Genomic DNA, 13,437 nt, shown 5'->3' on the forward strand with positions numbered 1-13,437 from the left:
GGCGAAGACGGTGTCGGGATCGAAGTTGCCCTGCGCCTGGCTGATGATCAGTCCGACGCCGTGCTGTGCGCCGAGCACCTCCGCGACGAGCGCACCGATGATCGCGAACCCGAAGGCGGTGTGGAGGCTGGCGATGATCCACGTCATCGCGGACGGGATGGTCACGTGCCGGGCCACCTGCAACGGCGAGGCTCCGAGGACGCGGACGTTCGCCACCAGGTTCTGGTCGACCTCCCGGACGCCCTGGAAGGCGTTGAAGAAGACGACGAAGAAGACGAGGACGGCTGCGAGGAGCACCTTGGGGAAGACTCCGAGGCCGAACGCGACGATGAAGATCGACCCGAGGACGATACGAGGGATCGAGTTGAGGATCTTGATGTACGGACCGAAGACGGAGGCCAGGTAGCGGCTCGAACCGAGCAGGATTCCGAACACGACTCCGGTGACGGTTCCGAGGAGGAAGCCGAGGAACGCCTCCTGGACTGTGATCCAGAGGTTCTCCCAGATGGTGCCGAACGCCGTGCCGACGGTGAAGAGGTGCACCAGGCTGTCCCAGATGCCCGACGGCTGTCCGTAGAAGAACTTGTCGACCCAGCCGGCGGCGGTGAACCACTGCCATCCGCCGAGGACCAGGACGGCCGCCCCGATCCGGCCGACCCAGATCCAGGTCGTACGCCGGGTGTGGGCTCGCCGGCCGGCGGCCTGCATGTCGATCTCGCGCTTGTCGGCGACGCCGCTTCGCGGCGCCTTCTGTGTCGTGGTCATGGTGGTCACGCTGCCGCTCCTGCTGTGCTCTGGTAGGCGCGGGTGACTTCGTCGCGAAGCGACTCCCAGATGCGCCCCTGGATATCGAGGAATCGCTCCTCGTGGCGGATTTGCTGCACATCGCCGCGCGGGCGAGGCAGGTCGACGTCGAAGACGTCCTTGACGGTTCCGGGGCTGCTGGTCATGATGACGACCTTGTCGGAGAGGGCGACGGCCTCATCCAGGTCGTGCGTGATGAACAGCACGGACGGACGCAGGTCCTCCCACAGCTGGAGCAGCTCGGTCTGCATGATCGCCTTGGTCTGGACGTCCAGGGCGCCGAACGGCTCATCCATGAGCAGGATGCGCGGGTTGTTGATCAGCGCGGCCGCCATGGAGACGCGCTTCCGCATCCCGCCGGAGAGCTGGTGGGGGTAGCGGTCCTCGAAGCCGGACAGTCCGACGCGGCGGAGCCAGTCCATCGCGAGCTCGGTCGCCTCCTTCTTCGGGGTGCCGAGCAGGATCGGGCCCATCATCACGTTCGCCAGCACCGTCTTCCAGGGGAAGAGGGAGTCCGACTGGAACATGTAGCTGACGCCGCTGGTGACGCCCTCGACGAGGCGCCCGCCGACGCTGACGGATCCGGCGCTCGGGTGCTCGAGACCCGAGACCTGAGCGAGCGTCGTCGACTTGCCGCAGCCGGTCGGGCCCACGATCGCGCAGAACTGACCGGGCTCGACCGTGAGCGAGACATCGCGGATGGCCGTGAAGGTTTCGCCCTTCGGCGTGAGGAACCGCTTGGTCAGCCCGACGATGTCGATGCGGGCGGGAGTGCCGGTGCCTGAGGATCCGGCTGATTCTTGGGGTCGGTGTTCACCCATTTCGAAGACCTCTCTGTCTTTCGTGTCTGTCCCTCGATGGTGCGCCCGCCGCAAGCGCCTGTCTCGCTTGTGCGCCATTCGCTCCGTTCTGCGCGTTGCGGAAGGTTTTGTGCGTTCTGCTCACGTGCTATCCACGGCCAGGGGTGAAACAATCTGCCTGATGCGACGACGGATCAGGCGACTGTCGAGCCAGATCCTGCTGGCTCAAGTGGCGATCCTCACCGCCTCCATGGCGATCGGTTTCGTCCTGTTCGCGCAGACGGCGCGCAGCAACCTCGACACCGACTACCAGGCGAGGGCGGCGGGGATCGCCCAGACCTTCGCGGGCATCCCCGAGATCCGGGCGTGCATGACCTCCGGCGGGCCGGAGTGCGCGAGCACCGTGCAGTCGCTGGCGTCGCAGACCTCCGGCAGCACGGGCGCGGCCTACGTCGTGGTCATCGACATGAACCGCGTGCGGCACTCGCATCCCAACGTCGCACTGATCGGCCAGAAGGTCTCCGAGCAGGTCGTCGCGGCCGACGGCAAGGTGCACCTCGGCACCGACCCCGGCTCCACCGGCGTGAACGCGAACGCGCGCGTGCCCCTCTACGGGACGAACGGGAAGATCGTCGGCGAGGTCTCGGTCGGCATCCTCGAGAGCAGCGTCAGCAGCGAGCTGCTGTCCGAGCTGCCCGTGTACGCCGCGTGGGTGGCGGTCGTCCTCCTGATCGGCGCGCTCGCCTCCTTCGTGCTCGCCAGCCTGCTCAAGCGCCGCACGTTCGGGCTCGAACTGGATGAGATCGCCCGCCTCCTGCAGGAGCGGGAGGCGACGCTGCACGGCATCCGGGAGGGCGTCATCGCGATCGACCCGGCCGGCCGGATCACCGTGGTGAACGACGAGGCCCAGCGGCTGCTCCACCTCCCGGAGGGCGCGCGCGGCCAGTATCTGGAGGATGTGCTCGCTGCCACGCCCATCCGCGAGACGCTCACCGGGACCAGTGCGGTCAAGGACGCCATCGCCGTGACGGACGACTACGTGCTCGTCGTCAACCGGATGCCGGTCTCGATCGGCGGCCGGCAGCACGGCGCGGTGGTCACGCTGCAAGACCGCACCGAGCTGACCGGGCTGACTCGCGAGCTGGACGGAGAGCGCAGCTTCACCGAGTCCATCCGCGCCCAGCAGCACGAGTTCGCCAACAGGATGCATGCCGTCTCCGGCCTCTTGGAGCTCGGCCGGACGGAGGACGCCCGTCAGTACCTCGACGAGATCCGCGGCACGACGGCCGATCTGGACACGACCCTCCGCACCCACATCGGCGCCCCGATGATCATCGGGCTGCTGCTCGGCAAGGCCGCCGAGGCGAATGAGCGCGGAATCGAACTGGTCATCGATCCTGCCACCGACCTCGGGGAGGCGCCGGACCGCGTGCAGGCGCTGACGACCATCCTCGGCAACCTGATCGACAACGCCTTCGACGCCCTCACCGGCTCCCCCGGCCCACGACGGGTCGTCGTCAGTGTCATCGAATCGCCGGAGCAGCTGACTGCGCGCGTCACCGACAACGGCCCCGGGGTCGAGAGCAGCGACATCCCGCGGATCTTCGAGAACGGCTACACGACCAAGCGCGGCACGCTCCAGCGGCACCACGGGCTGGGCCTCTCGCTGGTGCACCGGACGGTCACGAAGCTGGGCGGCACCGTCGAGGTATCCTGCGACCACGGCGCCACCTTCACCGTCGTGCTTCCGCGCGTCGCGTCGGCGCACAAGGAGGTGGTCCGATGAGCGACGAGCTCACCGTCCTCGTCGTCGACGACGACTTCCGCGTCGCGAGCGTCCACGTCGACTTCGTCAATGCCACCTCCGGCTTCCGCGTCGTCGGCGAGGCGCACACGGCAGCGGAGGCGCTCAGCCAGTCGGCGGCGCTCCACCCGGACCTCGTCCTGATGGACATCTACCTCCCGGACGAGGACGGGCTGGAGGTGATCCGCAAGCTGCTCGCCGAGCCGCTCCCGCCGGCCGTCATCGTCATCTCTGCCGCCAACGACCTCGCCACCGTGCGCCGCGCCGTGCAGCTCGGCGCGCTGTACTACCTCGTGAAGCCGTTCGGCTTCGCCGAGCTCGCCGACCGGCTGGCCGCCTTCCGGAAGGCCCAGACCGACCTCGCCGAGTTCCCGGCGGAGGCGACCCAGCAGGACATCGACCGCTTCTTCGAGCTGCTGCGCTCGGCCCCCGCCGCGCAGACCGAGTCCCTGCGCCGCCTGGCGCCCACCCTCCAGGCCGTGTACGACACGGTGGCAGGCAGCGGGGGCAGCATCTCCGCGAGCGACGTCGCCGCCGCCATCGGGGTCAGCCGTGCCACCGCGCAGCGGGCGCTCACGCAGCTGGAGCAGAGCGATGTCCTGCGGCTGGAGCTCCGCTACGGCGCGACCGGACGGCCGGAGCACCGCTACGCCGTGAGGCGGAAGTAGGGGCTGGCCCGGTCTCGTGGCCGGCCGGTCCGGCAGCGAGTGCGGGTGTTCGTTACGTCTGCTGCTGCTCGCGCACCCGCGGATGTTCCGAAGTGGCGCAGTCGCGCGTTGGGACGGGCGCGGGGACGGATCAGCGGGAGGCTCGAGTGGCGGCGGCTGAGGCCACCGCATCCACCCCGATCGCGGCGCCGGCGACGACCAGCCCGCCCAGGAGGGCGAGCACGATGACGATCAGCGTCTGGGAGGCGCGCAGCTCGGTCCGTTGGAGCGACTGTCCGGCCACCACGACATCCCCACCCCGCTGCGGCTGGGCCACGATCGCGAACCGCAGCCCCTCCGCCGGCTGCCAGGTGACCGCATCCTCACCGCTGCGACGGGCGTCGTCCAGCACGCCACGAGGGACAGCGGCGAGCGCCCCGTGAAGGTAACCGTTCCCGCCGGCGGGCCGGTCGCCCGCGTCGTACCGCATCCAGAAGACTCCCTGGTAGCCGGATAGATCGAGGTGGTCCGGCTGACCGCTGGTGTCCGCCGCGGAGAGCAGCGCTCGCGGGCCGTCCTCGACTGCGTTCCGGCCGTCATGCTGCACGACGAAGTACACGGTTCCCAGCGCCAGCGCGAACAGGACGTAGGCGGCGACGGCGAACACAGTCCGATGAACCCACATGCGGTTCAGGATGCACCTGCCGACCGGCGCCGGCATCCACCTCGAGAGGTATTGCTGGCCGGGAGGCGCCCTCACGCCTCCTCGTCGTGGGCATCCTCCTCGTGGCGGTCGAGGAAGGCGGCGATGAGCAGGCCGACGGCGATGAGCAGGCCGACGGCGACGATCCCCCATCGTCGGCGTGACCGCCGCGGCCGTTCTGGAGTGCGGCTGGCGAGTGTCGGAAACGGAGGAACTACCGGCGGAGCGACCCGCGAGCGCCGGAAAGGGAGGCGTTAGCGCGCCCGTCGGTGCGAGAACTGCTCCGTTTTTTTGCGGTGAGCCGACGTCTGAAGTCCTCCCCCGAACTGGGGTACAAATATGTCCGCATTAAGGGGGATAGAACGGGAAAGCGGACGTACACTCGGCTCAAGTGAGCAATTCTCACATAACGCGATTCATGGAGGGGGTGATCGGCTCCTGCACCACGCGGGGCACGGAAATGGCTTGGCACATCGCGCATGCTCCCTCCCATCGGCACACCAGTCCGTGGCTTGTGGCCGTGACCGCTCTGATCGCCGCCACCGCCCTCACGATCGCCGCGCTGGTCGGTACCGGCGCCCTCTACGCCGGAAGCGTCGCCACCACGTTCGACTCGCACGTGACGCGCATCCCGCACGCGTTCCCGCCCGCGACCACCCGACCTGCTCCCGCCCCGACCAGTGCGGAGAGCATCCTGCTTCTCGGCTCCGACTCGCGCGGTGCGCCGACGAAAGTCGGGCAGACGGGCGTGACGAATCAGCGATCGGACACGATGATGCTCGTGCACATCGACGCCGACCGCAAGAACGTCTACGTCATCTCGATCATGCGCGACCTGTGGGTCTCCATCCCGGGCAACGGCACGGCCAAGATCAACGCGGCCCTCGCCTGGGGCGGAACCCCGCTGACGATCCAGACCGTCGAACAGCTGCTCGGCGTCCGGATCGACCACGTCGCCATCATCGATTTCGGGGGCCTGAAAGAGATCACCGACGCGATCGGCGGAGTGGATGTGGACAGCCCGGTCGCCTTCACGACCGTCAAGTCCCCGCACTACACTTTCGTGAAGGGGATGAACCACCTCGACGGCGACCAGGCCCTCGCCTACTCCCGCGAGCGCTACGCGTTCCCGACCGCGGACTACCAGCGCGTCGCGGACCAGCAAGCGTTGCTCCGCGGATTCGCCACGACGCTGATGAGCCGGTCCGTCCTGGCCAACCCCGCCGCGCTCATCTCGTTCGCATCCACGGCCGGCTCTTACGTCAGCGTCGATCAGCAGTTCGACCTCCCGACGATGCTCGCCCTCGCGGCCAGCATGCGGCTCAGCGGATCCAGCAGCATCCACTCGTTCACCCTCCCGACCGACGGGACGGGGACGTCGTCCGATGGGCAGTCGATCGTCAACGTCGACCCCGCGGGCACGGCCGCGGTCGGCGCCGCTCTCGCGAACGACACGGTCGGGCAGTTGCCGTACGCGCAGAGCGGCGGGTGACCCGGGCAGCACTCCTGCCCTGCGGCCGCGGGCGCGGTCAGTGGTCCGGCGAGACCGGGGTGACGACGAAGTCGTCGAGGGTGCGCAGTTCGCGGCGGACGCGTTCCGACGCGCGCTCGGCCACATGGCCGGCGTCGTGGAGGCTCACCGCGTCGGTGGTGACGATGGCCGACCCGAGGAGGCGGTGACCGGCCCAGCGCAGCTTCACGCCGACGACCCCGGTGACGCCGTCGACGCTCTCGAGGCCACGCTCGACGCGCTCGATCAGCTGGGGGTCCACGGCATCCATGAGGCGTGCACCCACCGCCTTCACCGTGCCCCACAGGAGCACCAGGATGGAGATCGCGATCAGCAGACCGATGATCGGGTCGGCGAGCGGGAAGCCGAGGAGGACGCCGATAGCCCCCAGCACGACCGACAGCGAGGTGATGCCGTCGAGGCGGGCGTGCACGCCGTCGGCCACCAGCGCCGCGGAGCCGATCTTCCGGCCCACGCGGATGCGGTAGATGGCGACGAGCTCGTTGCCGGCGAACCCGATCAGACCGGCGACGATCAGCCACCCCGCGTTCTCCACGGGACGGGGATGCACGAACCGGTCGATCGCCTCCCATCCGGCGATCACCGCCGAGAGGGCCACGACGAAGATGATGAACAGACCGGCGAGATCCTCGGCCCGCCCGTACCCGAAGGTGTAGCGCCGGGTGGCGAGGCGGCGGCCGAGGACGAAGGCGATCCACAACGGGACCGCGGTCAGAGCGTCCGCGAAGTTGTGGATGGTGTCGGCCAGCAGCGCGACGGACCCGGTGAAGAGCACGAAGCCCAGCTGGAGGAGCGTCGTGCCGAGCAGGATGAACATCGAGACCTTCACCGCGGTGACGCCCGCTTTGCTGGCCTCCAGAGCGTCATCGACCGAGTCGGCGGCGTCGTGGGTGTGCGGGACGAAGAGGTCGTAGAGGAAACCCTTCACGCCGCCGTGCGGGTGCGGGTGGAGGTGATCGTGGTGGTGGTCGTCGGGGTGGTCGTGATCGTGATCGTGATCGTGATCGTGGTGGTGATCCTCGTGCTCATGGGAGTGATCGTGGTCGTCGTGCGGGTGGATGTGCGTCCCACTCATGAGGCGGCCTCCTCGGTTGCAGCAGCCTCCGCATGGTGGTGCCGCGGGGTTCCGCCCAGGGAGTGCTCGGCCTGGAAGATCGCATCCGTCACCAGGCGGCTCGCGTGCTCGTTCTCGAGCTTGTAGAACACGCGCTGGCCGTCCTGACGGGTCGAGACGATGCGCGCCAGGCGGAGCTTGGCCAGGTGCTGCGACACCGCGGACGGCTGCTTGTCGAGGATGTCCGCCAGATGGTTCACCGACAGCTCCCCCGCATCCTTCAGGGCGAGCACGATCCGGACGCGCGTCGCGTCCGCGAGCATCCCGAACACTTCGACGGCGAGCTCGACGAACTGACTGTCCGGGAGACGACCGCATATCGCCTTATCTGCATCCATACGCAGATTAAAGAACAGTGGGCGACGCAAAGCAAGTTCGTGTCACGTTTCCTCGACTAGACGCCAAGCGACTCGGCCGGTCGGCCCCCTCCGCGGGGAGCTATCGAAGGAGATCGGGTGTCGAATCTCCTTCGAATGGCAGTAGTGAAGGAGATTCGAACGGTACCGGTTCGAATCTCCTTCGCTGTCGCGACGTCATCGACGAGATGGTCGGGCTGGCCCACGGGGAGGCCGGCGGCCGGTCCGAGTGGTCCGGTTCCGGCCTGCGGCGTACGCTGATGCCATGTACCGCGGGAGGCGGGGGTCCGGTGGTCGCACCCCGGCTCGCCTGGTGGCGGTCGCGGTGGCGGGTGTCCTGGCCCTGGCTGGATGTACGGCATCCGGGCCTCATCCGCCCCCGGCCTCGCGTGCGCCGAGCGCGCCGCCGCCCTCCCGTCCGACCCCGTCCGCGTCTCCCACCCCCGTCGCCGTCGCGGTCCCGGGCATCACGGCCTGGTCCTCGTACCATGCCGACCCCTCGCGCACCGGGGCCGTGGTCGCCGGTGCGTCGCTCGCATCCCTCACGCGGGCCTGGTCCGCGGATCTCGGCGGCGCGGTCTTCGGGCAGCCTGTGGTCGCAGGCGGCCGCGTGTTCGCGGCCACCGAGACGAACCGCGTGGTCGCGCTCGACCCGCGCAACGGGAACATCGTGTGGTCGGCCTCTCTCGGGAAGCCGCTGACCGACGTCGGATCGGTCGCCGGCTGCGGGAACATCGACCCCCTCGGTATCACCAGTACGCCCGCCGTCGACCCGGCGAGTGGAACGGTCTTCGTCGTCGGCGAGGTGAGCACCGGTGGAGGTGCGGTGCATCACCAGCTGGAGGGATTCGACCCCGCCACCGGCCGGGTCGTGCTAACGGAGCCGGTCGATCCGCCCCTCCCCGCGGGTGAGGACCCGGTCCACCTCCTTCAGCGCGCGTCGCTCGCCGTCGCGAACGGCCGTGTCTACGTCTCGTACGGCGGCAACGACGGCGACTGCGGCACGTACCACGGCTGGGTCGTCGGCGTGAATGAGATCGGCGCACCCGGCCTCGTCTCCTTCGAGGCGGCCCCGGACGGCCACGGCGGCGCGATCTGGCAGGGCGGCGGCGCGCCGGCGGTGGATGGCGCCGGGAACCTCTACGTGTCGACCGGCAACTCGAACCCGGACCCGCCATCGGGCGGCCCCGACACAGTCCGATATGCGGAGAGCGTCGTCAAGCTCTCACCTGACCTGAAGCCGCTCGCCGCCTTCAAGGACACGACCGCGGGCGCCGACGACGACCTCGGCACCGGGAACCCCGTGCTGCTGCCCGGCGGCCAGGTGTTCGTCGTCGGGAAGACCGATGTCGGCTTCGTCCTCCGCCAGTCCGACCTGTCGGTGGTCGCGACCATCAGCGGCATCTGCGGCAGCGACCCCGACGGCGGCCCTGCCTACGACCGGGCTGCGAACCGCTTGTTCGTGCCGTGCAGCGACGGCGGCATCCAGACGGTGGACCTCAGCAGCGATCAGGCAGGTCAGCGACTGGCGGGCGCGAACGGCCCGCCGATCGTCATCGGTGGAACAGTCTGGGCCGCGCGATACCCGGACGGCACGCTCAGCCAGTTCGATGCCTCCAGCGGGGCGCTGCTTCAGCGGCAGCCGGTCGGGGAGTCCGTGCCGCACTTCGCGAGCCCGAGCACCGCCCTCGGGCTGCTGCTCATCGGCACGGATACGGGAGTGGCGGCGTTCCGCGGGGGCGGGTAGAGCCGGAGGCCGCTACTCCAGGTTGCCTCGATCTGCGTCGTACGGGACGTCCGTGTCGTCCGCACGGTCGGCGCGCGCCTCGTCCGCGCTGTCCTTCACGTGGGCTTTCACGTCGGCGACCGTGTCCTTGACGCTGCCTTTCGCCTGCTCCGCCTTGCCCTTGATCACGCGCGACTCGTCGTCGGTGGCCTTGCCGATGACCTCGTCCGCCTTGCCCTTGAGCTTGTCACCGGCCGCGTCGAACTTGTCCTCGATGCCCATGACGTCCTCCTCCATCACTCCGAATGCATCCCTCTGTTCCGCGACACGGTACGCGGGTCTGGAGCGGAGGATAAGCAGTCATGTCGGCCGGAAGTCGGGCAGCTCGACCCGGTCGTAGAGGCTGCGGCCGACCGCGAGGTCGGACACGCCGGGCACCGTCATGAGCCGCATCACCGTGTTGCGCACCCCGAGCAGCGCTCGGCTGCGCGGCGCGAACGCGCCGCCCATGCGAGTCGCACCCTGTTGCTTGGCCTGGATGAAGGCAGCCAGCCGCTGCCGGTATGCCGCGAAGGCTGTGACGTGGTCGCCTGCGGCGGCGTGCAGTTCGGCGGCGAGCACGTACGCCTCGATCATGGCCAGCGCCGTGCCCTGCCCGGCCAGTAGCGAGGGGGCGGCCGCGGCATCGCCGACCAGGACGATCCGCCCGCGACTCCACGACGGCATGCGGATCTGGCTGGCGGAGTCGAAGTAGAACGTGCGCGCCCGCGGCAGTGTCGCAAGGATCGACGGCACCTCCCAGCCGAGCCCGCCCAACCGCTCGCGGAGCAGTGCCTTCTGAGCCTCGACGTCGTCGAGCGGGATCCGACCCTCGTGACGGAAGGTGAAGACGAACATCGACACGTCGTCGTCCAGGCTCAGCCGCAGCGTCTGCGCGCCGACCTGAGTGCGCATGACCGCGACGAGTTCGTCCCGCGGCCGGTACCCGGCGACATCGAACACGGCGACCGCGATGCCCAGGCTGTGCTCGAACGCGGACTCGGGCCCGAACGCCAGCCGCCGAACCACCGAGTGCAGGCCGTCGGCTCCGACGACCAGGTCGAACCGCCGATCGCCGCCGCGCGCCAGTCGCACCGCGACGTGGTCCCCCTCGTCGCGCAGCTCCTCGACAGTGTCGCCGAATACCTGCTCGACATCGTTCGGCAACGCATCGACGATGATCTCGGACAGCTCGGAGCGCCCGACGCTCACGTAACGGGCACCGTGCCGTCCGATCAGCTTCACCGGGTCCAGGGACAGGATCCGGCGCCCGCGGTCGTCGACCTCGCGCACCTCCCGCATCCGGTAGCCCGCCGCCTGGACGCGGTCGGCGATGCCCATCCGGTCGGCGACCTCGAACCCCGCACCCCAGAAGTCGACCAGGTACCCGCCCCGCCTCAACTCGGGCGCGGACTCCAGCAGCACCGGCTCATGCCCGCTCCGCCGCAACCAGTACGCCACCGTCGGGCCGGCGATCCCCGCTCCCACGATCAGCACCTTCATGACGACCTCCTCGCCGTCCGTTACGCCCGTGCGTCCTTATGCGCCCTCACCACACCAGCGGGATGAATCTCGACGTCTTCGCCGCCCAGCGATCGAACTCGTCGCCGTAGTGCGCCTCCAAGCGCCGGTCCAGAGCGGGGATCGCTGCGAACACGAAGCCGGCGGCCATGATCGCCGGGATCACCAGTGCGACCCAGGACCCGGTGACCGCTGCGAACCCGCTGAACAACAGGGTGTCGCCCAGGTAGTTGGGATGCCGGCACCAGCGGAACAGCCCGCGCGTGTACAGGTGTCCCGTGTTCTCCGCTCGGGCCTTCCATGCCCGGCGCTGCAGTTCGGAGAACGTGTTCATCCACGAGCCGAAGACATAGAGCACGACGCCCAGCACGGTCCAGCCGCCGAGAGCGGCGCTCACCTGGGCGGCCACGAAGCCCATCGTGACGTGGATGACCAACATCCAACCGCCCACCAGCGCGGCCTCCGCATAGGTCACCGGTCGCTGCACGGTCACATAGGTGGTGACGACGACCCGCAGCACGTAGACGAGAGAGAAGGCGACCACGAGCCACGCGCGCGCGGGCGTCGCGACCGAGATCGGGCCGAAGACCAGGAAGGCGGCGCCCGCGGCACCGAGGATGTTCGCGCCCGTCAGCACCGCACGCGGGCCGGCGCTCGTCTCACGACTGCTCGCCGTCATCGCATCTCTTTTCCAGTGAAGTGGAGGCCGCGTCGCTGCACGGCCCGGGGTCAGAGTCCGAGCGTCAACAGGTCCTCCGGAGTCGGCTCGCCCGCAGCCGTCGAGAACAGCTCCAGGGCGGCGATGATCTGCTGCTGCTCGTCCGTTGTGAGCGAGGTGAGCACGGAGGCCACCTGGCGGCGCCGACGCTCGGTGACCTCGTCGACGAGCCGGCGTCCGTTCTCGGTGAGATCGACGAGGATCTCCCGTCGGCTCTGCGGACTCTCCTTCCGCGCCACCCAGCCGCCATCGACCATGCGGTCGATGGTCCGGCTGAAGGTCGACGGCACCGCGCCGACCCGCGCGGCCAGCGCCCCCATCCGCATCGCGCCGGACCCCGCGAGCACGACCAGTACCCGGAACTGGGGCAGCGTCACCTGCTCCAGCGCGTCCGCGACCGAGCGCGCGACGATCCCGAGCAGCGCCCGTGACGCTCGCAGCGTCGCCTCGGTCGCTTCGTGCGGGAAGCCCTGATTCTGCATGGTTCTTCCAGTGTCACCCTATTGATGCAATTGTGCAACAGTTGCATTTATGCACGCTCTGAGGGTCGTGGCCGGAGTCACCGCACCGTGACGGAGAGTCGCTTGCTCGTGGTGGAGCCGGCGGCGTTGGTGAACGTCACCGTGTAGGTGTGCGTTCCCGCGGCTGCGCCGGTGACGGCCACCGATGCATGCTGGGCGCCGGGCGTGGCGGCCGTCAGACTGCCCGAACCGATGACCGTTGCCCCCTCGCGGAACGTGTAGGAGGTCGCGTTGGTCCCCCACCACAGGTCCGCTGAGAGAGTGAAGGAGCCTGCACGCGGGGCGCTCGCGGAGAGCACGGGTGTGCCGGGCGACGCATCCGTCACCTTCACCGTGAGCGGCTGGGTCGCCGTCGTGCCCTGCGAATTCTCCAGTTCGCCGGTGAACGTATAGGTGCCGTTCGTGAGGCCGTCGATCGGCACGACCGCCCGCTGGCCGAGCGGCGACATCATCGTGAGGCGCACCGACTTCACCAGCGTGCCGTCCTGGTAGAGCTTGAACAACTGGCCGTTGACGCCCCACCACAGGTTCATCGTGACGTCGAAGGTGCCGTCCTTCAATCCGTTGTCCCACCCGTCGTTCGACGAGAGGACCGCCGTGCCCGGAGCCGAGGTCGCGCCGTCGTTCGACGCCACTTCCGGAAGCGTCACCGGGTTCGAGGCCGCGGAGGGCGAGCCCTCGCCGAGCTGGTTGACGCCCGTCACGGTGTAGGTGTGCGTCGAGCCGAGGTCGAGACCCGTGATCGTGCACGAGGTCTTCGACGTCGTGCACGCCGGGGTACTGGCATCCCCGTCGTACACCCGGTACCCCGTGAACCCGAGGCCGGTCGGTGACGACGGGGCCCACGAGACCCTGATCGACGTGTCGCCGGTGGCGGCGGCCGTCACGTCGGCGGGAGCCGCGGGCTTGGTGACGTCGGCCACGGCCAGCCACGAGATGACGGGCTTCTCGCCTCCCGCGCCCTCGTTGGTGACGACGTAGTCGACGGTGGCCGGCGCATCCAGCGTGAAGGTGAGGTCCTCGGCCAGCGGCGTGCTCGTTCCGGACAGCGGGATGCTCCCCTTCGCAAGCTCCGTCCCGTTCACCGATACCGTCTGGTACATCGACCGGGAGAGGTTCCACCACTCGGTGAAGCCGCCGGTGAGCGTGTACG

Annotated in this window: 14 protein-coding genes; 4 read left to right on the forward strand and 10 right to left on the reverse strand. The window is 69.2% G+C overall.

The genetic code is table 11. The features are described from left to right. Together ACPYOG_RS15840 and ACPYOG_RS15845 are read right to left on the reverse strand one after the other, a co-directional pair. Nucleotides 1–765 (reverse strand): ABC transporter permease (locus tag ACPYOG_RS15840; protein WP_481295136.1); only part of this gene is annotated, 765 nt, incomplete at its 3' end. Nucleotides 766–770: 5 nt separating this feature from the next. Then, a complete protein-coding gene (locus tag ACPYOG_RS15845; protein ID WP_481295137.1) occupies nucleotides 771–1,625 on the reverse strand; it encodes an ABC transporter ATP-binding protein in 855 nt (284 codons plus the stop codon). Nucleotides 1,626–1,785: 160 nt separating this feature from the next. Between ACPYOG_RS15845 and ACPYOG_RS15850 the strand changes: the two genes are divergently transcribed. Both ACPYOG_RS15850 and ACPYOG_RS15855 read left to right on the forward strand, forming a co-directional pair. Then, complete coding sequence (locus ACPYOG_RS15850; RefSeq protein WP_481295138.1) at nucleotides 1,786–3,390, forward strand: sensor histidine kinase; 1,605 nt, start codon at nucleotides 1,786–1,788, stop codon at nucleotides 3,388–3,390. Next, entirely contained in the window at nucleotides 3,387–4,076 is a 690-nt protein-coding gene (locus ACPYOG_RS15855; protein ID WP_481295139.1) for a response regulator, read from the forward strand. Before ACPYOG_RS15850 ends, ACPYOG_RS15855 begins: the two co-directional genes overlap by 4 nt. A gap of 130 nt (nucleotides 4,077–4,206) precedes the next feature. Here the strand turns inward: ACPYOG_RS15855 and ACPYOG_RS15860 are convergent, their stop codons facing one another. Beyond that, the gene (locus ACPYOG_RS15860; protein ID WP_481295140.1) at nucleotides 4,207–4,740 is read right to left on the reverse strand and encodes a hypothetical protein; all 534 of its coding nucleotides are present in this window, start codon (nucleotides 4,738–4,740) and stop codon (nucleotides 4,207–4,209) included. A gap of 538 nt (nucleotides 4,741–5,278) precedes the next feature. On the opposite strand from ACPYOG_RS15860, the gene ACPYOG_RS15865 reads away from it, so the two are divergent. Further along, nucleotides 5,279–6,250, forward strand: coding sequence for an LCP family protein (locus ACPYOG_RS15865; RefSeq protein ID WP_481295141.1), 972 nt, complete (start codon nucleotides 5,279–5,281; stop codon nucleotides 6,248–6,250). 37 nt (nucleotides 6,251–6,287) lie between these two features. Here ACPYOG_RS15865 and ACPYOG_RS15870 read toward each other — a convergent pair whose 3' ends face one another. Together ACPYOG_RS15870 and ACPYOG_RS15875 are read right to left on the reverse strand one after the other, a co-directional pair. Next, a complete protein-coding gene (locus ACPYOG_RS15870; RefSeq protein WP_481295142.1) occupies nucleotides 6,288–7,217 on the reverse strand; it encodes a cation diffusion facilitator family transporter in 930 nt (309 codons plus the stop codon). Nucleotides 7,218–7,360: 143 nt separating this feature from the next. Next, entirely contained in the window at nucleotides 7,361–7,741 is a 381-nt protein-coding gene (locus ACPYOG_RS15875) for an ArsR/SmtB family transcription factor (protein ID WP_481295143.1), read from the reverse strand. Nucleotides 7,742–8,024: 283 nt separating this feature from the next. Between ACPYOG_RS15875 and ACPYOG_RS15880 the strand changes: the two genes are divergently transcribed. Continuing rightward, a complete protein-coding gene (locus tag ACPYOG_RS15880; RefSeq protein WP_481295144.1) occupies nucleotides 8,025–9,506 on the forward strand; it encodes an outer membrane protein assembly factor BamB family protein in 1,482 nt (493 codons plus the stop codon). Between the two features lie 12 nt (nucleotides 9,507–9,518). Here ACPYOG_RS15880 and ACPYOG_RS15885 read toward each other — a convergent pair whose 3' ends face one another. From ACPYOG_RS15885 to ACPYOG_RS15905, 5 genes are all read right to left on the reverse strand, one after another. Then, a complete protein-coding gene (locus tag ACPYOG_RS15885; RefSeq protein WP_481295145.1) occupies nucleotides 9,519–9,767 on the reverse strand; it encodes a CsbD family protein in 249 nt (82 codons plus the stop codon). Nucleotides 9,768–9,845: 78 nt separating this feature from the next. Then, the gene (locus tag ACPYOG_RS15890; protein ID WP_481295146.1) at nucleotides 9,846–11,027 is read right to left on the reverse strand and encodes an FAD-binding domain; all 1,182 of its coding nucleotides are present in this window, start codon (nucleotides 11,025–11,027) and stop codon (nucleotides 9,846–9,848) included. A gap of 46 nt (nucleotides 11,028–11,073) precedes the next feature. Continuing rightward, entirely contained in the window at nucleotides 11,074–11,724 is a 651-nt protein-coding gene (locus ACPYOG_RS15895; RefSeq protein WP_481295147.1) for a methyltransferase family protein, read from the reverse strand. Nucleotides 11,725–11,774: 50 nt separating this feature from the next. After that, nucleotides 11,775–12,245, reverse strand: coding sequence for a MarR family winged helix-turn-helix transcriptional regulator (locus ACPYOG_RS15900; protein ID WP_481295148.1), 471 nt, complete (start codon nucleotides 12,243–12,245; stop codon nucleotides 11,775–11,777). A 77-nt stretch (nucleotides 12,246–12,322) separates the two neighbouring features. Next, on the reverse strand, nucleotides 12,323–13,437 hold a 1,115-nt coding region (locus tag ACPYOG_RS15905), incomplete at its 5' end, for a fibronectin type III domain-containing protein (RefSeq protein WP_481295149.1).

Source organism: Leifsonia sp. HAY1-4F (assembly GCF_056755275.1).